The following is a 23,855-nucleotide window of genomic DNA, read 5'->3' on the forward strand; positions in this document are numbered from 1 at the left end:
TGTGAGAATTACCTGAGCCAGGGCTCGAGCGAGATTGTGTTTGGCTCATCGCGGGCGCGATTATCACGACAAGAGAGCACTTCACCCGCCCGAGGAGATCAGCGCGAAGGTCGACGCCTACGAAGTCCGATACGGCAAAACCGCCTTCCGGCAGATCGGCGATGACATGTTTGCGGAGCGGAACGCCAGCGGTAGCTGCGGGCGCAACCGGCTCTTGCGGTCGGTTTCGGGCGAATTGGCTAGACGGATGGTTGAACAAAAGTAAGCGCCACGCCGGTCCCCTCGTGCGGTTCATGAGCTGTATGTGGCAGCATCCTCCGATTGGCGAGACGGAGGATCGGGATGGAAGCAGACGTGCAAATGGACGTCCAATTGGACGTCGCGACACACCACCGCGACACGCGCCGAGACCGCGCTCATCGAGCGCGCGATGTCGTCGGCGAGAGAGATCACCCGCGACGACTTCGTGCCCGGCGCGGGCTCAAGCTCGTACAGCGTCACAACAGGGCCGGGGCAGGCCTGAACCACCTCGCCACGGACGTTGAAGTCCTCCAGAATCCCTTCGAGCAGGCCGGAATTCTGCTGGATGAGCTCGATCGGGATCGTTGCCGCGATCTGCGGCGGCTCCGCCAGGAACTCGATTGGCGGCAGCTCGAAGCCATGGAATGCGGCTGGCCTGGTCAGGGGCATAGCCGCACGCAGCTTCGGCGCCGCAGGCACGACCGAAACCTTCTGCTGCACAGGCGCAGGCACGGCCTCCGCCTCGACCGCCTTGGGTGCGAGCGCGACGGCAGGAGTTGCAGCGGAAGCGAGCTGCCCCATGATCCTGCGACGCGGTGCCGGAGCCGGAGCCTTGGGTGCGGGTGCCGGGACGGCCGGCGCAGGAGCCGGAGCGATGATCTGCAGAGCAGGCGGCGTCAGGCTCAGCTCGAAGCGATAAGGCTGCGTCCAGCCGAAGGACATCGTCGCCGACGCAGGCGCGGGAACCGGAGCAGGCACCGGGCGCTCCGGTTCGGCCGCCGCCATCCGTGCGATGGGCTGGACCGTCTGCAGAGGCGCCCTCGCTGCGAGGACCGGCGGCGCACTCTCGAACGTGGATTCGTCCTCCTGCTCCGCATCAGGGATGAACTCCCAGAAGGCGGCATCGGAGAGGAAAGCGAACGGGGTCGTGACCGCCTCGGTCGAGCTCTCTTCCGGCAGCGGCGAATCGAGGTCGGGCGCCATCAGCGCACCCTCGCCCTCCCCCGCCATCTCGGCCTCGGCTTGCGGCGTCAGTTCGGGCATCGGTGCCTCGGGCGCCCCGCCACCCCAGACCTGCTGCAGCATGTGCCGCGGAGTGCGCCAATAGCGGACGCGACCGGGATCGACGGGCGCCTCCGGCTCGGGCGCGGGCAGCGTGACAGCAACCGCCGCGGCAACGCGCTCGACATCCTGCCGGCGGACCTTGTCGGGCGTACGTCCGTAACGGACGAGCCCAGGCGCAGCCTGTTCCACGGAGGCGCGACGATCGGCCGAAGCAGGCTCCGGAATATCTGCGAAATCAGTAAGTTGATCCGAGATCCGAGCCGCGGGAGAGGCGCTGTTCGTCTGGAGATTGCGATGGATTCGACGCATGGATCAACGCTGGCCCGACACTCACTCGACTGAGCATCGAGAGGTACCGGCGCAGGGTTAACAGCCCCTGAACTCGCGCCGGAGATTGCTGTGGATCGTGGCCTGCCAGGTCTCGTTCCTTGAGCGGTGTGGTTCCTCCGAAAGGTCAGCCCTTCAGCGCGTCGTCCAACACCCTGACCACATGCACGGCGTCGCGGCCGGCGCCGTCATGGATCTGGTGGCGGCAGCTTGTGCCGTCCGCGACAATGAGATCGTTCGCCGCAGCCTTGCGCACCGCCGGCAGCAGCGAGAGCTCGCCCATCGCCAGCGAGACATCGATCGTCGCAGCGCCATAGCCGAAGGCACCCGACATGCCGCAGCAGCTCGATTCGATCGGCTTGACCTCGAGCCCCGGCACCGCCCGCAAGGTCTTCTCGACCGCGCCCATCGCATCAAAGGCCTTCTGGTGGCAGTGGCCATGCAGATGCGCGACGCGCCCGGTCTGGTCCTGCAATAGCAGGTTGGTCCGGCCCGCAGCCATATCGGCGGCCAGCAGTTCCTCGACCAGCAGCGCCGCCTTGGCCAGGGGCTCGACCTCGGCCTTCGGCAGCAGCGCGCCGAACTCGTCGCGGAAGCTCATCAGGCAGGAGGGTTCGAGCCCGACGATCCGCGCGCCCTTGGCGACGAAGGGTGCGAGCGCATCGAGCGTCCGCCGCACCTCGGCCCGCGCTTCGTCGACCAGCCCGGCCGAGAGGAAGGTGCGCCCGCAGCAGAGCGGCCGCCCTCCCCCCGCAGCTTCGACGCGGTGCAAGCGGTAGCCGCCGGCAACCAGCACACGCTCGGCCGCCTCCAGGTTCTCGCGCTCGAAATAGCGATTGAAGGTGTCGCCGAAGAGCACGATGTCGCGGCCATCGCCTCGCACGGCCGACGGGTCCGACCGGCCAGCCGCCTCGCGCCAGGGTTTGTGCCAAACCGGCAGCGAGCGCCGTGCCGAAAAACCGAGCCAACGTTCGCTGAGCTTGGCCAGCAGCGGAATGCGATCGCGCAGGTTCATGAGCGGCGCGAGCTTCGCCGTGAACGGCGCATAGCGCGGCAAATAGGCGATCAGGCGCTCCTTCAGCGGCAGGCCGTGCTTGCCATGGTAGTGATGCAGGAACTCGACCTTCATCCGGGCCATGTCGACGCCGGTCGGGCAGTCGCGCTTGCAGCCCTTGCAGGAGACACAGAGATCGAGCGTCTCCTTCATCTCCGGCGAGGTGAAGGCATCCGGCCCAAGCTGGCCGGAGATGGCGAGGCGCAGCGTATTGGCCCGCCCCCGGGTGAGATGCTGCTCCTCGCGCGTCGCGCGCCAGGACGGGCACATCGTGCCGCCCGCCATCTTCCGGCAGGTGCCGTTGTTGTTGCACATCTCGACGGCGCCGCCGAGACCGCCCCAGTCGGACCAGTCGAGCGCGGTCTCCATCGGCACCGGCGTGGCGTAGCCCGGCGCAAAACGCATCAGACTACGGTCGTCCATATGGTAGGGCCGGACGATCTTGCCGGGGTTGAGATGGTTCTCCGGATCGAACCCGTCCTTGACCGCCTCGAAAGCGCGGGTCAGCGGTCCCCCGAACATCGGCTCGACGAAGTCCGAGCGCGAGATACCGTCGCCATGCTCGCCCGAGAACGAGCCCTTGAAGCGGCGCACCAGCTCGCAGGCCTCCTCGGCGAGGCCGCGCATCGCCTTCACCCCGGCTTCCGTCTTCATGTTGAGGATCGGGCGGACATGCAGGCAGCCGACCGAGGCATGCGCATACCAGGTGCCGCGCGTGCCGTGGCGCTCGAACAGGGCAGTGACCGCGTCGGTATAATCGGCGAGATGCTCGAGCGGGACGGCGCAGTCCTCGATGAACGAGACCGGCTTCCCGTCGCCCTTCATCGACATCATGATGTTGAGGCAGGCTTCGCGGACGTCCCAGACCGGCTTCTGCCGGGCCGGCTCGATAACCTCCACCACCGCATCGGGGAAGCCGTAATCGGCCATGCACTGGTCGAGCCGCCTGAGATCGCCCTTCAGCGCGGCGAGGTCGTCGCCGGCGAACTCGACCAGCAACAGGCAGTTGGGCTTGCCCTTGGTGATGTCGGCGAGCGTGCGCACGAAAAGCGGGATGTCGGCGCCGAGCACCAGCACATTGTTGTCGACGAGCTCGACCGCGACTGGCCCGAGCGCGACGATGTGCTGCGTCGTCTCCATCGCGGCGCGGAAATTCGGGAAATGGCAGACGCCCATGACGCGGTGCTGCGGCAGGGGCGAGAGCTTCAAGGTCGCCTGCGTCGTCAGCGCCAGCGTGCCCTCCGAACCGACCAGCAGATGCGACAGGTTCGGCCGCGGCACGATCAGCTCGTCGAGATTATAGCCGCCGACGCGACGCTGTACCTTCGGGAAGATCGCCTCGATCTCGTCGCGATGCCGGTCAGCCAGCGCCAGCATCGTCTCCATCAGCGCCCGTGCCCGCGGCGAAGCATTGTCGCCGACCGGCCCTTCGCCGAGCGCGAAGGGCTCGCCGTCATGGAACATCGCCTTCAGGCCGATGACATTGTCGACCATCTTCCCGTAGCGCAGCGAGCGCGCGCCCGAGGAGTTGTTGCCGACCATGCCCCCGATCGTGCAGCGGCTCGCCGTCGAGGGCTCGACCGGGAAGAACAGCCCGTCCTTCTTCACATGCGTGTTGAGCGCCTCCAGCACGATGCCGGGCGCAACCGAGACCGTATGCGCGGCCGGGTCGTAATCGCGGATCCCGTTGAAATACCGGCTCATGTCGAGGATCAGCGCATCGCCGATCGGCTGGCCGTTCTGCGAGGTGCCGCCACCGCGCGCGATCACCGGCACGCCATGCTCGGCCGCGATCGTCAGCGCCGCGGCGATGTCGGCCTCGCTCCTTGGGAAGGCGACGCCTTGAGGCACGATCTGGTAGATCGAGGCGTCGGTGGCGTAGCGCCCGCGGGTAAAGGCGTCGAAGCGCACCTCCCCTTCCAGCGCCTGCGCCAGCTTCCGTTCGAAGCCGAGATTGCGGCTGTGCGGGCGCGGCAGTGTCGTCTGGTTCATTCCGCAGCCTCAGCGGTCTTGGGGGGGTTCCGACCGCGCAACGCCAAGATCAGATCGCCCATCGGGCCCCAGAACAACAGCAGCAGAGCGAGCACGACAAGCGTTCCAACGAGACCGTTCGCCCAGAACACATTGAGCGAGCCGCCGGAGCCGAGCAGCGCCTGGCGGAAGGCGTCCTCCGCCCTGTCACCGAGCACCAGCGCCAGGATCATCGGCGCCAGCGGGTAATCGAGCTTCTTGAAGACATAGCCGACGATCCCGAAGATCAGCATCAGCCAGATGTCGAAAATCGAGTTCGAGATCGTGTAGGCGCCGATCGCACAGACGATCAGGATCACTGGCGCGACGAAGGAGAACGGGATGCGCATGATCGCCGCAAAGAGCGGCACCGTCGCCAGCACGATGATCAGCCCCGCGAGATTGCCAAGATACATCGAGGCGATCAGGCCCCAGACGAAATCCTTCTGCTCGACGAACAGCATCGGCCCGGGCTGGAGCCCCCAGACCAGGAGGCCGCCGAGCAGCACCGCCGCGGTCGCCGAGCCGGGGATGCCGAGCGCCAGCATCGGCAGCAGCGCGCTGGTGCCGGCCGCGTGGGCGGCCGTCTCCGGCGCCAGCACGCCCTCGATCTCGCCCTTGCCGAAATTCTTGCCGTGTTTCGAGAAGCGCTTGGCGAGACCGTAACCCATGAAGGAGGCGGCGATGGCGCCGCCCGGCGTCACGCCCATCCACATGCCGACGATCGCGGAGCGCAGCAGCGTCGCCCAATAGCGCGGCAGGCCGGCCCAGGTCCGCAGCACGACCTTGAGGTCGATCTTCGCCTGCTTGCCCTTGAACACCAGCCCTTCCTCGACCGTCAGCAGGATCTCGCTGACGCCGAACAGGCCGATCACCACGATCAGGAAGTCGAAGCCGCGCATCAGCTCGGTCGAGCCGAAGGTCATGCGCAGGTCGCCCGAGATCGAGTCGAGGCCGACCGCCGCAAGCAGGAAGCCGATGCAGAGCGAGGCGATGATCTTGGCGCGGTTCTCCCGGCCCATGCCGATGAATGAGCAGAAGGTCAGAAGGAAGACCGCGAAGAACTCGGCCGGGCCGAATTTGAGCGCGAACTGCGCGACCAGCGGCGCGACGAAGGTGATCAGCACGACGCCGGAGAGCGCGCCGATGAAGGAAGCGGTGAAGGCCGCCGTCAGCGCTTCCGCCGCCTTGCCCTGCACCGCCATCGGATAGCCGTCGAAGGTGGTCGCGACCGACCATGCTTCGCCGGGGATGTTGAACAGGATCGAGGTGATCGCCCCGCCGAACAGCGCGCCCCAGTAGATCGACGAGAGCAGGATGATCGCCGAGGTCGGGTCCATGCCGAAGGTCAGCGGCAGCAGGATCGCGACGCCATTGGGCCCGCCTAGGCCCGGCAGCACCCCGACGATGATGCCGAGGATGACCCCGACTGCCATGAAGCCGACATTGTGCCAGGAAAGCGCGACCTGGAAGCCGGCGATGAGCGAGGAGAGATCGTCCATCGGGCGTCCTTCAGTAGCCGAGCATGGCTTCCAGCGGACCCTTTGGCAGGGGCACGCGGAACTGCAATTCGAAGATCCAGAAGCAGGCGATCGGCACCAGGACGGCGGTCAGCGCGATGCTCCACCAGCGCGAGGTGCCAACCACACCCATGAAGACCAGAATGAAAATCGCCGAGGCGACGTAGATCCCGAGCGGCCCGATCAGCGCCACGAACAGGACGAGCGGCCCCAGCACCCTGACGACCTGGCGCAATTGCTCATAGGTGACGAAGACCGCATCCGGCCGGCGGAACGACTGCCAGAGAATGAAGAGCGAGGCGGCGAGGAAGATCCAGCCGACGCGAGCCGGGAAGAAGCCGTTCTGGGGACCGCCATCCCAGCCGGCACCACGCCCATGCGAGTCGTATAGGACGATGCCGGCGAGCCCGATCAGCAGCAGCGCCGTAACGATCTCAACTGGACGGCGCGAGATGCCGGGTTCTTGGGCCTCAGCTTCAACTGGGTGTGTCATTCACCGTTCCTCGCGCGTCATCCCGGACAAGCCGCGTAGCGGCGCCGATCCGGGATCCATTCCTGAAGCGTTCCGGAATGGATCCCGAGCCTCCCTTTGGTCGCCCGGGATGACGAGGCACCCCGGCAACGGTCATCCGCTCACTTCGCCATGAAGCCGGCTTCGGTCATCAGCTTCTCGTGCTTCGCCTCGTCGGCCTTCAGGAAGGAGACGAAGGCCTCGCCGTCGCGATAATCCGCCGCCAGCGCATTGCGGGCGAGGTACTCCTTCCATTCCGGCGTCTCGGAGACCTTCTTGAACAGGTCGACATAAAAGGCCTGCTGCTCCTTGCTGACCTTGCCGGGCATGAACATGCCGCGCAGCATCTGGTAGCTGACATTCAGCCCCTGCGAGGCGCAGGTCGGGATGTCGGCCCAGGACTGTCCGTCCGCGACCTTCTCGGTATAGGCCATCTTTTGCTCGGCGAAGACGCAGAGCGGGCGCGTGGCGCCGCCGCGCCAGTTGGCGAGGTCCTCGGCCGGGTTGTTGGTAGTGGCCTCGACATGCCCGCCCGAGAGCTGGGTCGAGGCCTGGCCGCCGGAGGTATAGGGGATATAGGCGAACTTGGTGCCGCCCTGCTTCTCCATGGCGAAGACGAGCAGATTGTCCTCGCGCTTGGACGAGGTCCCGCCGATCTTCATCGCCGGATTGGCGCTCTTGGCCGCCGTCATCAGGTCGCTCGCATTCTTGTAGGGCGCCTTGGCGTTGACCCAGAGCAGGAAGGAATCCTGCGCCAGCATCGCGACCGGGGTGTAGTCGGTCCAGTTCAGCGCCAGCTTGGTCGCCATCGGCGTCATGAAGATGCCGCTCGAGGTGGTGATCAGCTTGTGCGGGTCGCCCGCCGATTTCTGGATGTCGAGCATGCCCTCGGCGCCGCCGGCCGCCGGCTTGTTGACGACGATGATCGGCTGCTTGGTGAACTGCTGCTTCTGGATGATGCCCTGGATCGTCCGCGCCATCTGGTCGGAGGCTCCGCCGGCCGAGAACGGCACCACGATCTCGATCGGCTTCGTCGGCTCCCAGGCGGAAGCCGGCGCGATGCCGGCGGCCAGAATCGCGGTCGCGGCCAGCCATTGCTGCTTCATGATCGCACCTCCCTGTGATTGCGCTCTGACGGCGCGGTGACGGGAGCTTAGATCAAAAAATTTTGCATTCAATCCAAAAAGTAAGAATACAGGATATGACGACGATCTGGCGCGACTGTCATTGCGAGCATGGCGAAACAATCCAGGCCCGCGGAGATCGTCCGACCCCGGATCACCGCGTCACTCACGCCTCCGGCAACGACGATCACTCCGAAGCCTGCGCCGCCTTCCGCTTGTTGCGCAGATGCAGGAACAGGATGTCGGAGAGTTCCGAGCCCGCCCGGCGCCGCAGCGCATCGAGGATCGCCTCGTGCTCGCGCATGGCCTCACCGAGACGATCACGGTCCTTGGCGAGATTGGCCGAATAACGCACCCGCCGGATTCGCCCGGCAACGCTCGCATAGGTCGCAGCCAGCGTCGCATTGCCGGCAGCTGCAACGATCAATTGATGGATCGCCTGGTTGCAATGGAAATAGCCGTGCATGTCGCGACGGAGATAGAAACGATACATTTCATGATGGATACGCTCGATCTCGGCGAACTCCACCTCCGAAATCCGTTCGCAGGCCAGCCGCCCCGCCAGCGCTTCCAGCCCACCCATCACATCGAAAAGCTCGCGGACATCGGCGGAACTCAGCTCACGTACGCGCGCGCCGCGATTGGGCAGGAGTTCGATCAGGCCCTCGGCAGCCAGAACCTTCAGCGCCTCGCGCAGGGGCGTGCGCGAGATATTGAAGCGCTCGCACAGCGCTCGCTCCGGAACGCGGGCACCATCTTCGAGATTGCCCTCGACGATGAAGTCCCGCAGCGCAACCAGCAACCCCTCGTGCAATGAGGCAACCGGCTTCGCAACCTCGGCCGGCGCCGGGCTTTGCTCATCGAGAGTATCGAGAAATGGCTCGCTCATGCATCATCGCTAAGTCGGCTCGGGCCACCTGTCGAGCCCGGCTGTCGATTATTAGCATACCATGCTGCAGTTGATCTTCCAAAAAATGAATGCAAAATAACTGGCAATGGCGCTGCGGCGTCCAAGCCCTGACGGGAGGAAATCAAGACCATGCAAGGGCGTCACTTCCTGCACATTCCCGGTCCCAGCCCGATTCCGGACCGGATCCTGCGCGCCATCGCCATGCCGATCATCGACCACCGCAGCGCCGAATTCGCGGCGCTCGGCAAGGAGGTCCTCGAAGGCAGCAAGGCCGTCTTCAAGACGAAGCAGCCGGTAGTGATCTATCCCGCCTCCGGCACCGGAGCCTGGGAGGCGGCGATCACCAACACCCTCTCCCCCGGCGACACCGTGCTGATGGCCGAGACCGGCCATTTCGCCACGCTTTGGAAGAACATCGCCACGCGCTTCGGCATCGAGGTCGAGTTCATCCCGGGTGACTGGCGCCGCGGCGCCGATCCCGCTGCGATCGAGGCCAGGCTCACCGAGGACAAGGTCCGCAAGATCAAGGCGGTGATGGTCGTCCACAACGAGACCTCGACCGGCGCGACCAGCCGCATCGCCGAAATCCGCAAGGCGATCGACGCTGCCGGGCACCCTGCCCTGTTCATGGTCGACACCATCTCCTCGCTCGCCTCGGTCGACTACCGCCACGACGAATGGCAGGTCGACGTCACCGTGTCCGGCTCGCAGAAAGGGCTGATGCTGCCGCCGGGCCTCAGCTTCAACGCCGTCTCGGAGAAGGCGCTGGCCGCCTCGAAGAGCAACACGCTGCCGCGCTCCTTCTGGGACTGGCAGGAGATGATCAAGTTCAACGCGACCGGCTTCTTCCCCTACACGCCTGCGACGAACCTGCTCTACGGGCTGAAGGAAGCGCTCGTCATGCTGCGGGAGGAAGGCCTCGACAACGTCTTTTCCCGCCATCAGCGCCTCGGGAGCGCCTGCCGCGCCGCGGTCAAGGCCTGGGGGCTCGAGGTGCTCTGCCAGAACCCGGCTGAGCAGTCGCCTGTGCTGACCGCTGTGCTGATGCCGCCGAGCCATGATGCCGACCGCTTCCGCAAGATCGCGCTGGAGAAGTACAACATCTCGCTCGGCTCCGGCCTCGGCAAGGTCGCCGGCAAGGTCTTCCGCATCGGCCATCTCGGCGAGTGCAACGAGCTCGCTTTGCTCGGCGCCCTCTCAGGTGTCGAGATGGGCCTTGCCGCGGCGGGCGTGCCCCATCGCAGCGGCGGCGTCGCGGCGGCGATGGCCGATCTCGAAGGTGCTGAAGCTGGCAATGCGGCCAAGGCCGTGGCCTGAGTTTCGAGGAAACCGCCTATCCGCCCCGTCATGCTCGCCCTTGTGGCGAGCATCCACGTCTTGAACACGCCTGCATTGGGGAAGACGTGGATGGTCGGGACAAGCCCGACCATGACGGATGCGCCCGCCTGAAACCTATTCAGCCTCAGCCGCCTTCGCCCCCTGCCCTCGCGCCGCGCGCAACAGGTTCTGGCGCAGCCTGACCACAGCCTTCTGAACCACCGGAAAATCCTCGCCGAGCCCGGCCGCTGCCACCAAGTTCATCGGCAGCGCCTTCTCGCGCAGCTTGCGCCCCTCCGGCGTCAGGCTGACGCGCACCTGGCGCTCATCGGCGGGGTCGCGCTGGCGGCGGACATAGCCGAGCGCTTCCAGCTTCTTCAGGATCGGGGTCAGCGTGTTCGACTCCAGGAACAGCTTCTCGCCCAGGCTGCCGACACTCTGATTGTCCTCCTCCCAGAGCGCGATGATCGCGATGTACTGGGTGTAGGTCAGGCCGAGCTCGTCCAGGATCGGCTTGTAGGCGCGCCCATAGGCCAGATTGGCCGAATAGATCGCAAAGCACAGGAAATCCGCCAGTCTGGGCACCTTCGGATCGTCTTGGGTCGGAACAGGCATGGCCAGGCCTCGTCGTGAGCGGGTCATCGTCGCTCTCATATATATCGCATCCGATTAAATCGGAAGGGTTGACATCGCTTCCGCGCTTCACATATAGAAGCGTATCCGATTAGATCGGACACGATCTAAATCACAGAAGGAAGCCAGACATGTCCAGCACCGACAAGGTTCTCTACACCGGCCGCACCCACACCACCGGCGGCCGCGACGGCGCCGCCCGCAGCTCGGATGGCCGCCTCGAGGTCAACCTGACCTCGCCCGGCGCCCCCGGCGCCGGCACCAATCCCGAGCAGCTCTTCGCCGCCGGCTGGTCGGCCTGCTTCATCGGCGCGATCGGGCTGGCGGCGCGCGAGCGCAAGGTCGCGGTGCCCGCGGACACCGCGGTCGACGCCGAGGTCGACCTGCGCCACGGTGAGCGCGGCTACTTCCTGCAGGCTCGCCTGAATGTCGCCTTGCCGGGGCTGGATCGTGACACCGCCCGCGCTTTGGTCGATGCCGCACATCAGACCTGCCCCTACTCCAAGGCGACCCGCGGCAACATCGAGGTCGAGATCAACCTCGTCTGACCAGCATGGGAGGCGCCGCGCAGAAACCTCCGCCGGCGCCTCTCTTCCCGACCCTCCCGCGCAGAAGGCATTCCCCCATGGCCAAGACCTCCGAAACCATCGATCCCAGCCGCCGCCTCTTCGTCGGCGCCATGGCCACAGCAGTCGCCGCGGCCGGACTCGGCCTCGGTCGGCCGGCGCTGGCAGCATCGCCCGCATTGTCGTCCTTCGGTCCGCTCAAGCAGATCAATGCGGGCGTGCTCAGCGTTTCCTATGCCGAGCAGGGCCCCGCCGACGGGCCGGCCGTCATCCTGCTCCATGGCTGGCCCTATGACATCCACACCTATGTCGATGTCGCTCCACTGTTGGCGGCCAGGGGCTACCGGGTGATCGTGCCTTCGCTGCGCGGCTATGGCGGAACCCGTTTCCTCTCCGCCGACACTCCGAGGAATGGCCAGCAGGCGGCGCTCGCCGTCGACGTGATCGCGCTGATGGATGCGCTCAAGCTCGACAAGGTGCTGCTCGGCGGCTGCGACTGGGGCGCGCGCACCGCCTGCATCGTCGCAGCGCTCTGGCCACAGCGCGTCAAGGGCCTGGTCTCGGTCAGCGGCTACCTGATCGGCAGCCAGAAGCTGAACGAGGCGCCGTTGCCGCCCAAGGCCGAACAGCAGTGGTGGTACCAGTTCTATTTCGCCACCGAGCGCGGCGCGGCCGGCTACGCCAGGAACACGCGCGATTTCGCCCGCCTGATCTGGGACACCGCCTCGCCGAAGTGGGCGTTCGACGATGCGGTCTTCGCGCGCTCGGCCGCGTCCTTCGACAATCCCGACCATGTCGCGATCTCGATCCATAACTACCGCTGGCGCCTCGGCCTGGCGCAGGGCGAGCCGCAATTCGATGCCCTGGAGAGCAAGCTCGCGACGTTCCCGGTGATCACCGTGCCGACCTTCACGCTGGAAGGCGACGCCAACGGCGCGCCGCATCCAGACCCGTCAGCCTACGCGAAGAAGTTCTCCGGCTGGTACCGGCACCGGACGCTCGATGGCGGCATCGGTCACAACCTGCCGCAGGAGGCGCCGGCAGCCTTTGCCGAAGCGATCATCGCGGTCGACCACGCCTGAAAGCAGCGTTGCGGAGAGCGGCTTGGGAAGGGTTACCCGAGCCGCTTCTGGATGCCGACAAATGTAAGGAAATCCCGAGGGCCGCCTTTACGCCTCCTCCCTTACGATCCCCGCGATTTTAGGGAGGTATTGATGGCCTTGAAGATGATGCTCGCCGGCGCGGCCGCGATGATGCTGCGGCAGATTCCGCTGGTGGCACCTGGCGAGCAGACGCCGGTCGTCTCGCGCGCCCTGGGCGACCTGCCGATGGAGCCGGCCCCGATCGAGCCGTCCTGGATCATCGCCGGGGAGCCGATGGCCCGCGTCGGCCTGCATTCGCGCAGCGGCGACGACGCCGCCTCCACTGCCATCTGGGATTGCACCGCCGGCGAGTTCCGCTGGTTCTTCGACTGGGACGAGACCGTGATGATCCTGGAAGGCGAGGTGCACGTCACCGCGCAGGACGGCTCGGAGCGGACGCTGCGCCAGGGCGACATCGCCTATTTCGCCGGAAAGACCTGGGCGACCTGGCAGATCGATACTTACGTCCGCAAGATCGCCTTCTGCCGCAAGCGCCTACCGGCGCCGGTCGCCCTCGCCTACCAGTTGCGCAACATGCTCCGCGGCGACCGCGGATCGCAGGGCGGCCTCGCCGCCTGAGGCTGGAGCTGCCGCCGGGCAGCTCCGCGGATCGCCTTCAGCCAGACGATCCCGCTTCCGGGGGCGTTGAACCGCGCCCTGCCCGAAGACACTTCGCTCAAAACCTCATCTCGACGCGCCCCTTGAGAGCGTGGTCGCGGGAGCGCTCGCCGATGGCGGCGGAGTAGGTCAGGCCGAGCGCGGTCGCCGAGGAGATGCGCCAGTCGAGCCCGGCTTCGGCGACGAGGGCTTCGCGGTCGATCCTCGCGGCGAAGACCTGCGCCGGCGTGGTGCCGGCGACGAAGGCCGTCCTGGCCTGCGGCGTGAGCTCGCCAAAGCCGTGGCGCCAGCCGAGCATGGCCCGGGCGAACAGCGGCATCGCCCCGAGCTGCGCCTCGGCCCGCAGGCCCAGCGTGGTGAAGCCGAGCGTCTGGTCGCTGGAGAGCACGCGCAAGGCCGCCGCCCCGCCGCGCTCGGTGCCGGCATCGGTCGAGACCCGGATCAAAGCGAGCTGGGCGAAGGGTTCGAGTGCGATGCCGCTGAAGGCGAAGGCGTAGCCGAGCTCGGCAAAGCCCTGCGTCACCGAACCCGGACGCTGCAGCCGCAACAGATCGCCGAAACCGCGGATCTGGACCTGGCGGCGGATGTCGCTCTCGGACCATGTGTAGGCTGCGCCGGCATCGAGCCTGAGATTGCCGAAGCGCGCCCCGGCATAGAGCGCGGCATGGCCGCTCTCGAGCTTGCCGCTGGAGCGGCGGGCATCGAGATCGAAGCGCGACTGGCTGTAGCCGCCGGCGACGCCAACCTTCAACGACGAACCCGGCGCGTCGTAGAGCATCAAATCGGCGCCGAGCAGGGCGCCGCCGCTGCGGCGGCTCATGCTCGCGGCATTGCCGTCGCCATCGCTGTTGCCGGTGCTGCCGAACGCCGTGCCCCAGAGCGCGTAACGCGGCTGTGGTACCGGGGCGGGCATCACGACCCCGCCCTTGCGGCCGGGCAGATCGGCGCTGAAGCTCGCCGCGACCTGACCGGGAGCCTGCGTCAGCAGCGGGCCGCGCAGATGGCTGAGGATGGTGTCGCGCACCAGCCGGCTCTCGTCGATCATCACCGAGACCGCCTGGGCATGCGCTTCGCCCGAGAGCAGATCGAAGCCGGCGCGAGCCTGATCGGCCGTCGCCGAGATCAGCGCGTCATAGACCGGGTTGCCGACCCCGAGCCGCTCGGCAGCGATCGCGATGAAGCCCTGGTTGCGGGTCTGCGCGATGGAGCTGCGGCCGGTGCTGCTGCCACCGCCGGAGCCTCCGCCGCCATCGGGGCCGAAGGAATTGTCGTTGCGCGTCATGGTCAGCGTGACGTTCTGGCTGTCGTAAGCCAGCGACGGCGTCAGGAAGGCCAGGTTTGAGGTCACCGTCGAGAACCGACCGGAGACCCCGCCCGAGGCCGTCAGGATCGTATAGTTCGTGCTCGCCGCATAGTTGCCGTTCTCGGCCAGCACTTGCACGGTGCCGCCCGAAAGCGTCGCCGAGCCCGACGCCACGATCCTGTCGCTCTGGCCGGCCGCGTTGACTTCGACCTGATAGGCCGAACCGCTCGCGAAGGCGACATTGCCGGAGACGCTCAGCGTCCCGATCGAGTTGCCCGGCGCCACCGTCGCGCCGCTGCCGACGCTCACCGCCCCGACCGTGCCCGAGCCGCCAAGCACGCCTCCGTCCAGCGTCACATTGCTGGTGATCGAGCCGTTGACGACGAGCTTGCCGGACGAAACCGTCGTGCCGCCGGTGTAGGTGCTGGCGCCCGTCAGCGTCAGCGTGCCCGTGCCGCGCTTGGTCAGCGTGCCCGAGCCGTCGATCGCCATGGCCAGCGTTGCGCTGTCGGTGAAGTCGGCGACGATCGTGCCGTCATTGAGGATGGCGCCGGCATTGAGCGTGACCGAGCCCGCCTTGCCGCCATTGCCGATGTTGAGCGTGCCGAGCGAGCCGATGCCGAGATCGCCGGAGGCGATGACGAGCGCACCGCCATCGGCGACAGTGACCGAAGCGGCATCAGTCGAACCCGAGCCGCCGATCCCCAAGCCGCTGCCGCCGGCGATCCATTGCGAGCCGGCGCCGGTCACCAGCACGGATGCGGTCGCCCCGAAGCCGCCGACGGCAGCGCCGCCACTACCATTCAACGTTGCACCGCCCGAGACGGTGACCGAAGTCGGGCTGAAAGCCCCAAAGACCAGCACATTGCCGGTCGTCACCAGCGTGCCGGCACCATCGATGCGGACGGTCGAAACGACGAAGAAGGTGGCGGGACCGTTGTCGAGCCTGCTGCCCTCGCTGACCACCAGCGTGCCGCCGATGACCTGGATATCGCTACCTGCCGTCAGCGAGGCCCCCTGGTCGAGGACGAGCGTGCCAGCCTCGACCTGAATGCCGCCACCGAAGGTCAGCGCGCCGCCGCGGACGATAAAGGCGCCAGTGCTGCAACTGCAGATGCTGAGATCGCCGCCAAGCGTACCGGTGCCGGTGACGATCTGCGTGCCGGAGCCGACGAACTCGAGCGAACCATCGCCGAGGAAGGTACCGGAGAAGGTGGTGGTCTGGTTGGTGGTCCCGGTGATCAGCATCTCGTCGACGCCGATCCGGACGAAACCGGCTCCCGACAGCGAACCGATCGTCGCAACGGTACCGGAGCCACCGGCCACTTCGAGCACGGCGCTTGAGGCAACCGTATAATCCGAATTCGCCGAGAAACCGCCCGAGCTGCCGGCGATCAGGCGCCCACCGAGGACCTGCGTCTCGCCGGAATAATCATTGTTGCCAGTCAGGACGGTAATGCCGGCGACCTGCCGCACCGAGCCTGAGCCGGTGATCGCAGCGGTGAAGCTGTAGCCGATGTTGGTGTGGTTGAAGACGACCCTGCTGGCGCTGGTGTTCAACGAGACGGTTTCGACGACAAGGTCGCCCGCCGCCGCAGCAGCACTGCCCTCGGCCGCGCCGATATTGATCGTGCCGCCGGCGCTGCCGCCGACCAGGCCGGCCTGCAGGATCGAGCTGGCGCCGGTGAGCTCGAACTTGCCGCCATCCGAGAGCGTCAGCGAGCCGGCATTGGAGTGGCCGATATAGACCTCAGTGCCGTTGCCGACCCATTGCGAACCGCTGCCGGTGATCGTCACCGAGCTGTCGCCACCGCCGCCGACGATGCCGACAGTGCCCGAGCCGCCGCCGGTCCTGACCGAGCCACCGGCCTCGATCCGCAGCGTGCCGGAGCCGTGCTCGCCGACCCGCATCTGGCCGAAGGTCTCCCAGCTCGAGCCTATGCCGGTGACGATCGCGGTCGCGCCGTTGCTGATATAGGCCTGCCCGCCGGCGGCGTTGCTGCCGAGCTTGCCGCCGCCTTCGATCCGCAGCGTGCCCTCGTTGACCCAGGTGCGGCCATTGTAGCCGGCCGAGCTATCGCCGGTCAGCACGAGCGTGCCGGTGCCCTGCTTGATGAAGCTGGCGCTGCCGCCGGTCGTGATCGAGCCGGTGAGCGTCAGCGTCGTCCCGGTATCGGTCTCGATCCGCCCGCCGCCGCTGGTGAAGGCGATGTTGCGGTTGCTGGAGAAACTCGCGGTCGTGCGCAGCACGGCGTCGGCCCCGGTGCCTGCTCCGCCGACGATCGTGGTGTTGGAGAGGGTGATCGCCGTAGCCGCATTGCCGAGATTGGCGTCGGACGAGATCGAGACCGTACCCTCCGAGATCGTTGTCCCGCCGGTGTAGAAATTGGTGCCGGTCAGGGTCAGCGTCCCGCTTCCCGTCTTGACGAGGCCGCCTGTGCCGAAAATCGCACCGCCCATGGTGAAATTCTGGCCAGAGGTCACCTCGATCGTGCCATTGGCGTTGAGCGTCATTGCCCGCGCCGTCGAGAAGCTCCCCGTCACCTGCAGGGTGCTGGCGCCGGCGAAGGTGATACCGCCTGCTGCATCTCCGAGATTCGCATTCGAGGAGATCGAGAGCGTGCCGGCGGTGAGCGTCGTGCCACCTGTATAGGTATTGCTGCCGCTTAACGTCAGCGTGCCGGCGCCCTGCTTTTCGATACGCCCGCCGCCGCTGATGATGTTGTCGACCGTGACCGCGCTCGCCTGGTTGAAGATCAGCGTACCGCCGTCGATGACGATGCCGCCGATCAGGCCGGAGGTGGCGTTGCCGAAGGTGAGTGCGTTGAGGCCTCCAGTGAAGTGGATCGCCGCCGCCCGGGTCGTGCCGTCCCCGGACATGCCGCCCGCGATCGTACCGCTGGTCGTGATCCTCAGATCCGAGCCGACGATGCCCTCGCCGCCCGCGCCGGCCGCGCCTGGGCCGCCGGAGCCATTCGAGCCGCCGGCAGCGCCGCCATCTCCGCCCTGGATCGTACCGCTCCCGCTCACTGTCAGGATCGCGAGGCCGGAGAAGAAGAACAGCCCGCTGCCACCTGAGCCGCCGGAGCCACCCTGGTCGAAACCGCTGCTCGACGTGCCGCCCGCGCCGCCCGAGCCACCCGTGATCGTGCCGCTGACGGTGCCCGTCTCACCAGCTCCCATCACGACCGCGCCGTAGCCGCCGGCGCCGCCGCCGCCGCCGGCACCGGAGCCCGAGCTGCCACCGGCGCCACCGGCGGTGCCAGGCGCCGCACTCAGCGGAATCTGCACCTGCACGACGCCGTGGACACCGCCCGCTCCGCCATTGCCGGCCCCGCCGACGCCCACTCCGCCTGCTCCACCGGCCCCTTCACCCGCTCCGCCGCCGCCACCGCCGCCATAGCCGTTGCTGCCATTGCCGCCGGCGCCGCCGGCCGCGATGGGCTGGTCGATGCCACCCGCGCCGCCACCGGAGCCGGCGATAAAGGGGTTGCCGCCCCTTCCGCCATCAGCCGATGCCGGCCCGGCGAACGTCATGGCGATCAGCACGATCCCCGTGCCGGCGAGCAAGCGCCGCGCCAGCCGCGCGCGGCTCGGCTCCTCAGTCTCGGCAAACAGCACGGATGTCACGAAGGTCCCCCAACCAATCGCAATTATATCGTGTAGCGCTCCCGCAGCCTATGAACCGCTGTTCACATCCGTCGGCGGCGGCACTCTGTTGCAGAGTTGCCGCAGCGTTCGCAGCCATCGCCCCGGATCATGGCGGTTGCGGGCCATGCGAAACTCTTTTCGTTCAGGAAAGCAGACGCCGGATCGATGGCGATTCCATTATGGTGCCTCGACCAATCCCCCCATTCGACAACACAGAGATATTGCCCCAACGTCAAGTGCGTGCCCGCCAGCGTCGCGGGGACAACCTCCCAATCAATCCCCGTCTGCAAAACCTGCGCTATCTTCCTCCCGTCCCATCCGACCAAGGGGGCTGTCGCGAGGCATCGTGCGGCCGGACGGGAGAGCGGTGTCCGCTTTGAACAGCCGTCGCGGGCTGGAATGGCGGAGGGGCCTTGTCCGGGCGAAGCCAGGTCTTGCCCGACCTGAAGGCCCGGCGAGGCACCTTGAAGAGAACCGCGCGCGGGTTCGCAGGCGGCGAGCATTTGGCCGCTTCGACATTCGACATCGACATTCGACACAGCAGTGGAAGGCCGCCGCCACCGACCCCGCGCACCCCTTGGGCTCGCGCTCGCCTTTCAGACCCTCGCGGCTCAGGCCGGCGAGGCCATCGGCGCAGCTAGCGCGCGTCCTCGCGCACCATCTGCGCGCCCTTCTCGCCGATCATCATGCTGGGCGCGGCGGTGTTGCCGGAGGTGATCGCCGGCATCACCGAGGCATCAATGACGCGCAGGCCTGCAATGCCACGGACGCGCAGGCGCTCGTCAAGCACGGCCATGGCATCGTCCTCGCGGCCCATCTTCACCGTGCCGACGGGATGGAAGATCGTGGTGCCGATCCGCCCGGCCACCTCGGCCAGCGCCTCGTCGCTGTCATAGCCCGGCCCCGGCAGATGCTCCTGCGGCTTGAAGCGCGCGAGCGGCGGCTGCGCGACGATGCGGCGGGCGAGCTTCAGCGCATCGACCGCGACCTGCCGGTCCTCTTCCGTTGAGAGGTAGTTCGGCGCGATCGCGGGCGCGGCAGCGGGGTCCGCCGATTTGATGTGGACGCTGCCGCGGCTCGACGGGCGCAGATTGCAGACGCTCGCGGTGAAGGCGCCAAAGGGGTGCAGCCCGTCGCCCCATTTGTCGAGCGAGAGCGGCTGGAAATGGAATTCGAGATTGGCGGTCGCGTAATGCGGCGCCGATCTGGCGAAGGCGCCCATCTGCGAGGGCGCCATGGTCAAAGGGCCGGTGCGCCGCGCCGCATATTCCAGCGCCATCAGGGGCCGGCGCCAGAGCTTGGCGTAGTCGGTGTTGAGCGTGCGCACGCCCTCGACCTTGTAGATCGGCCGTAGCTGCAGATGGTCCTGCAGGTTCTCGCCGACGCCGGGGGCGTGCCGGACGGTTTCGATGCCGAGCCCGCGCAAGCGCTCGCCGTCGCCGATACCCGAACGCTCGAGGATGGCGGGCGAGCCGACGGAACCGGCGCTGAGCAGGACCTCGCCCGAGACCTCGGCGAGATAGCGCTCGCCGCCCCGCGTCAGGACGACGCCAGTGGCGCGGCCGTCCTCGACCACGATGCGCTCGACCATGCAGCCGAGCTCGACGCGAAGATTGTCGCGGTTGAGCGCCGGCTCAAGGAAGGCGCGCGCCGCGCTGAAACGCCGGCCGCGCTTCTGGGTGACCTGGAAATAGGAGGAGCCCTCATTGTCGCCGGTGTTGAAGTCGTCGATCTTGCGGATGCCGGCCGCCTCGGCCGCGTCGCGCACCGCATCGAGGATATCCCAGCGCACGCGCGGATGCTCGACGCGCATCTCGCCGCCGGAGCGATGGAAACGGCCATCCGGGGCGATATGGTCCTCATGCTTGAGGAAGAGCGGCAGGACGTCGTCCCAGCCCCAGCCGCTGAGCCCCTGCTGGCGCCAGCCATCGTAATCGGCCGCCTGGCCGCGCATGTAGATCATCGCGTTGATCGCCGAGCTGCCGCCAACGACCTTGCCGCGCGGATAGGCGAGGACGCGCCCGCCGAGCCCGGCCTCGACCTCGGTCTGGTACAGCCAGTCGGCCCGCGGATTGCCGATGGCGTAGAGATAACCGACCGGGATGTGGAACCAGATCCAGTCGTCCTTGCCGCCGGCCTCGACGATCAGCACCTTCCGACGGGGATCGGCCGAGAGCCGGTTGGCCAGCACGCAGCCGGCCGAGCCGGCGCCGATGACGACGTAATCGAAGCTGCCGATGCTGATCTCGCCAGCCATGGTCGCCGCCCTGCCCTGTTCGCCTAGTCTCCAGTCAGGGATAGAGCGGCGATGCGCCCCCGGCAACGCATGCCGGGCTCAAACGATGGGACAGCGCCAGAGAGCCGCGTCCCGGCCTGCGCCTGTTGTCGGCAGATCAAGCCATTGCCTCGCGAGCGCGCCCTTGCCCTGCGCCGAATTCGCGGCCCGGGATCGAGGCGAGCAACGCCTTGGTGTAGGGGTGCTGCGGCTCGCCGAAGACCGTGCCGATCGGCCCGGCCTCCACCACCTCTCCGCTCTTCATCACCGCGACGAGATCGCAGACCTGGGCGGCGACGCGCAGGTCATGGGTGATGAAGACGATCGAGAGGCCGAGGCGCTGGCGCAGCTCCGCCAGCAGCTTCAGTACCTGCGCCTGCACGGAGACATCGAGCGCCGAGACCGGCTCGTCGGCGACCAGTACCGCCGGCTCCAGCGCCAGCGCGCGGGCGAGGCCGATGCGCTGGCGCTGGCCGCCCGAGAATTCATGCGGATAGCGTTCGGTCGCCGCCGGATCGAGCCCGACCAGCCCGAACAGCTCCTTGGCGCGGGCCAGGGCCTCTGGCCGCGCCATGCCGTGGACGATCAGCCCCTGCGCCACCGCCTCGCCGGCCTTGCGGCGCGGGTTCAGCGAGGCGAACGGGTCCTGGAACACCATCTGGATATGGCGCGTCGCCGAGCGCATCTCCTCGCGGCTCAGGCTCGCGAGATCAATGCCGTTCAGGCGGATCTCGCCGCTTTCGGGATCGATCAAACGCACCAGGCAGCGCGCCAGCGTCGACTTGCCCGAGCCGGATTCGCCGACGATGCCGAGCGTCGCGCCCCTGGGCAGCACCAGAGAGACATCTTTGACGGCGTGCGTGACACGCTGGCCGCGCCCGAGGAAGCCGCCGGTGCGATAGGTCTTCGAGACGTGCGCGATCGTCATGATCGGCTCGGCGGACAAGGCCCGCGGCGGCGGCGCTTTCAGCGGCGGCACTGCGGCGATCAGCTGGCGGGTATAGGCATGCTGCGGGTTGCCGAGCACGGCCTCGGTCTCGCCGGCCTCGACGACCTCGCCCTTGCTCATCACCGCGACCCGGTCGGCGACCTCGGCGACGACGCCGAAATCATGGGTAATGAACAGGACGGCCGTACCCTTGCGGCGCTGCAGATCGCGGATCAATTTCAGGATCTGCGCCTGGGTGGTGACGTCGAGCGCCGTCGTCGGCTCGTCGGCGATCAACACCTTGGGATCGAGCGCCAGCGCCATCGCGATCATGGCGCGCTGGCGCTGGCCGCCGGAGAGCTCGTGCGGATAGGCCTTGAAGGCGAGCGCCGGATCGGGAATGCGGACTTCATCGAGCAGCGCAAGCGTGCGGGCCTTGATCTCGGCCGCCGACAGCTCGCTGTGCAGTTCGAACATCTCGCCGATCTGGTCGCCGATGCTGCGCAGCGGGTTGAGCGCCGTCATCGGCTCCTGGAAGATCATGGCGATGCCGGCGCCGCGCACCTTGCGCATATCGGCTTCGCCCAGCCCACAGAGGTCGCGCCCCTCGAACAGGATGCGGCCGCCATCGATCGCAACGCCACCCGGCAGGAGCCGCATGATCGCATTGGCGGTCATCGACTTGCCGGAACCGGATTCGCCGACGACACAGAGGATCTCGTTCGCCGCCAGGGAGAGCGAGACCTTTTCCATGGCGTGCGAGCGGTCACCACCAGCCGGCAGTTTCACGCTGACATCGTCGAGGACGAGGATCGGGCTCATCGGCTCTTCAGCCTCGGATTGAGAGCGTCGTTGAGCCCCTGCCCGACCAGCGAGACGGCGAGCACGGTGACGAGGATGGCAATGCCCGGAATGGCCGAGACATACCATTGCACCCGCAGCACGTCGCGGCCGGCGCCGATCAGATTGCCCCAGGAAGCGACGTTCGGGTCGGAGAGCTTGAGGAAGGCGAGCGCACTTTCGAGCAGGATCGCGATCGCCATGACGACGCTGGCATAGACGATCACCGGCGGCAGCGCGTTCGGCAGGATCTCGCCGAAGATCAACCTCATATCCTTGAGGCCGAGCGTCCGGCCCGCCTGCACGAATTCGCGATTGCGCAGCGAGAGGAACTCGGCCCGCGTCAGCCGGGCCGAGGCCGGCCAGGAGACGATGCCGATCGCGACTGTCACCGTGGTGATGGTCGAGCCGAAGACCGCGACCAGCACCAGCAGCAGCAGGAAGTTCGGCAGGGTCTGGAACGCCTCGGTGACGCGCATCAAGGCAGTGTCCACCCAGCTGCCGTAATAGCCGGCGAGGGCGCCGATGGTGATGCCGATCATGACCGAGATCACCGTCGCGACGCCGCCGATCAGCAGCGAGATGCGCGCGCCGTGGAAGATCTGGGCGGCGATGTCGCGCCCGGAGTTGTCGGTGCCGAGCAGGAAGCGCGGATTGCTGAACGGCCAGATCAGCGGCCGCCCGGCGAGTGCCAGCGGATCACGCGGATAGAGAAAGTCAGCGCTCGCCGCCATGGCGAGGACGAGGATGAGCAGCACGAGGCCAATGACGGCGGCCGGGCTGCGGACATAGAGCTTCACCAGATCCATGACTCAGCTCCCCGCCGTGATGCGCGGATCGAGCCTGGCATAGAGCAGGTCGACGATGAAATTGACCGCGATCACCAGCAGCGCCGAGACGAAGACGATGCCGAGCAGCGTGTTGAGGTCGCGCTGGATCACCGATTCATAGGCGAGGCGCCCGAGCCCCGGCAGCGAGAACACGCTCTCGACCACGACCGAGCCGCCGAGCATGGTGCCGGCCTGCAGGCCGATCAGCGTCACCATCGGCAGCAGCGCGTTGCGCAGCACATGCCGCACCACGACGCGCGTCTCGTCCATGCCCTTCGAGCGCGCCGTGCGGACGAAGTCGAGATTGAGCACCTCGAGCATCGAGCCGCGCATGATGCGAAGGTAGATCGCCATGTAGAACAGGCCGAGCGTCAAGGTCGGCAGGACGAGGTGGAGGGCGATGTCGAGCGTCCGCCGCAGGCCGGTATAGCTGACGGTGATGTCCTCGAAGCCGCCGGCCGGCAGCCATTGCAGGTAGATCGAGAAGACGACGATCGCCATCAGCCCGAACCAGAAGGTCGGCATCGCATAGAACATCAGGCCGAATGTCGAGATCAGCGTATCCGGCCATTTGTTGACGCCGCGCGCCGCGACGACGCCGAGGATCAACCCGAAGAAGAAGGCAAAGGAGAGCGAGGCGGTCATCAAAAGGATGGTCGCCGGCAGCCGCTCGGCGATCACCGTCGCCACCGGCTTGCCGTAGATCGCCGAGAAGCCGAGATCGAGCCGGACCAGCCGCCAGAGATAATTGCCGAGCTGGGCCCAGACCGAGAGGTCGAGCCCGTAGAACTCGCGCAGCTGCTTGGCGGTCGTGGCATCGCCGCCGCCCATCTGCGCCATCAGCGCATCGACCGTGTCGCCGGGCGCGAGCTGCAGCAGCAGGAAGACCCCGATCAGGATCAGGAACAGGGTCGGGATCGAGGCGGCAAGACGCCGCCCCGCGAGACTTAGAACACGCATGGCAACTGGCCGTATCGGGCTGACAACGTAG

Annotated in this window: 16 protein-coding genes; 4 read left to right on the forward strand and 12 right to left on the reverse strand. The window is 67.2% G+C overall.

The window, feature by feature from the left end; translation table 11 throughout:
* Positions 1 to 291: 291 nt before the first annotated feature.
* The 6 genes from GV161_RS04305 to GV161_RS04330 form a co-directional block, all read right to left on the reverse strand.
* Entirely contained in the window at positions 292 to 1,494 is a 1,203-nt protein-coding gene (locus GV161_RS04305) for a DNA translocase FtsK (protein ID WP_248312379.1), read from the reverse strand.
* A 265-nt stretch (positions 1,495 to 1,759) separates the two neighbouring features.
* Positions 1,760 to 4,678, reverse strand: coding sequence for an FAD-binding and (Fe-S)-binding domain-containing protein (locus tag GV161_RS04310; protein ID WP_152012897.1), 2,919 nt, complete (start codon positions 4,676 to 4,678; stop codon positions 1,760 to 1,762).
* Entirely contained in the window at positions 4,675 to 6,198 is a 1,524-nt protein-coding gene (locus tag GV161_RS04315) for a tripartite tricarboxylate transporter permease (RefSeq protein WP_152012898.1), read from the reverse strand. The genes GV161_RS04310 and GV161_RS04315 overlap by 4 nt, the downstream gene beginning before the upstream one ends.
* A 10-nt stretch (positions 6,199 to 6,208) precedes the next feature.
* Positions 6,209 to 6,709: a tripartite tricarboxylate transporter TctB family protein gene (locus tag GV161_RS04320; RefSeq protein WP_152012899.1), complete on the reverse strand. Its 501-nt coding sequence runs from the start codon at positions 6,707 to 6,709 to the stop codon at positions 6,209 to 6,211.
* Positions 6,710 to 6,849: 140 nt separating this feature from the next.
* A complete protein-coding gene (locus GV161_RS04325) occupies positions 6,850 to 7,833 on the reverse strand; it encodes a tripartite tricarboxylate transporter substrate binding protein (RefSeq protein WP_152012900.1) in 984 nt (327 codons plus the stop codon).
* Between the two features lie 205 nt (positions 7,834 to 8,038).
* The gene (locus tag GV161_RS04330) at positions 8,039 to 8,740 is read right to left on the reverse strand and encodes a GntR family transcriptional regulator (protein ID WP_152012901.1); all 702 of its coding nucleotides are present in this window, start codon (positions 8,738 to 8,740) and stop codon (positions 8,039 to 8,041) included.
* A gap of 141 nt (positions 8,741 to 8,881) precedes the next feature.
* On the opposite strand from GV161_RS04330, the gene GV161_RS04335 reads away from it, so the two are divergent.
* Positions 8,882 to 10,078: an aminotransferase class V-fold PLP-dependent enzyme gene (locus tag GV161_RS04335; RefSeq protein WP_193219517.1), complete on the forward strand. Its 1,197-nt coding sequence runs from the start codon at positions 8,882 to 8,884 to the stop codon at positions 10,076 to 10,078.
* 135 nt (positions 10,079 to 10,213) lie between these two features.
* Here the strand turns inward: GV161_RS04335 and GV161_RS04340 are convergent, their stop codons facing one another.
* Positions 10,214 to 10,693 carry a MarR family transcriptional regulator gene (locus tag GV161_RS04340; protein WP_152012903.1) on the reverse strand — a complete coding sequence of 160 codons (480 nt, stop codon included), beginning with the start codon at positions 10,691 to 10,693 and terminating at the stop codon, positions 10,214 to 10,216.
* Positions 10,694 to 10,842: 149 nt separating this feature from the next.
* Here GV161_RS04340 and GV161_RS04345 point away from each other — a divergent pair, with 149 nt between their 5' ends.
* The 3 genes from GV161_RS04345 (at position 10,843) to GV161_RS04355 (ending at position 12,998) form a co-directional block, all read left to right on the forward strand.
* Positions 10,843 to 11,259, forward strand: a complete 417-nt coding sequence (locus GV161_RS04345; RefSeq protein WP_152012904.1) for an organic hydroperoxide resistance protein — start codon at positions 10,843 to 10,845, stop codon at positions 11,257 to 11,259.
* 77 nt (positions 11,260 to 11,336) lie between these two features.
* Positions 11,337 to 12,359, forward strand: coding sequence for an alpha/beta hydrolase (locus GV161_RS04350; RefSeq protein ID WP_152012905.1), 1,023 nt, complete (start codon positions 11,337 to 11,339; stop codon positions 12,357 to 12,359).
* Positions 12,360 to 12,491: 132 nt separating this feature from the next.
* Positions 12,492 to 12,998, forward strand: coding sequence for a cupin domain-containing protein (locus tag GV161_RS04355; protein ID WP_152012906.1), 507 nt, complete (start codon positions 12,492 to 12,494; stop codon positions 12,996 to 12,998).
* A gap of 97 nt (positions 12,999 to 13,095) precedes the next feature.
* Here GV161_RS04355 and GV161_RS04360 read toward each other — a convergent pair whose 3' ends face one another.
* From GV161_RS04360 to GV161_RS04380, 5 genes are all read right to left on the reverse strand, one after another.
* Positions 13,096 to 17,970: an autotransporter domain-containing protein gene (locus GV161_RS04360; protein WP_159653918.1), complete on the reverse strand. Its 4,875-nt coding sequence runs from the start codon at positions 17,968 to 17,970 to the stop codon at positions 13,096 to 13,098.
* Positions 17,971 to 18,628: 658 nt separating this feature from the next.
* Positions 18,629 to 20,248 (reverse strand): GMC family oxidoreductase N-terminal domain-containing protein, encoded by a 1,620-nt coding sequence (locus tag GV161_RS04365; RefSeq protein WP_152012908.1) that lies wholly within the window; start codon positions 20,246 to 20,248, stop codon positions 18,629 to 18,631.
* A gap of 136 nt (positions 20,249 to 20,384) precedes the next feature.
* Positions 20,385 to 22,016 carry an ABC transporter ATP-binding protein gene (locus tag GV161_RS04370; RefSeq protein ID WP_152012909.1) on the reverse strand — a complete coding sequence of 544 codons (1,632 nt, stop codon included), beginning with the start codon at positions 22,014 to 22,016 and terminating at the stop codon, positions 20,385 to 20,387.
* A complete protein-coding gene (locus GV161_RS04375) occupies positions 22,013 to 22,843 on the reverse strand; it encodes an ABC transporter permease (RefSeq protein WP_152012910.1) in 831 nt (276 codons plus the stop codon). Before GV161_RS04375 ends, GV161_RS04370 begins: the two co-directional genes overlap by 4 nt.
* A gap of 3 nt (positions 22,844 to 22,846) precedes the next feature.
* Positions 22,847 to 23,824, reverse strand: coding sequence for an ABC transporter permease (locus GV161_RS04380; RefSeq protein WP_152012911.1), 978 nt, complete (start codon positions 23,822 to 23,824; stop codon positions 22,847 to 22,849).
* Positions 23,825 to 23,855: the final 31 nt, after the last annotated feature.

The sequence above is a fragment of the Bosea sp. 29B genome (assembly GCF_902506165.1).
Taxonomy (GTDB): Bacteria; Pseudomonadota; Alphaproteobacteria; order Rhizobiales; family Beijerinckiaceae; genus Allobosea.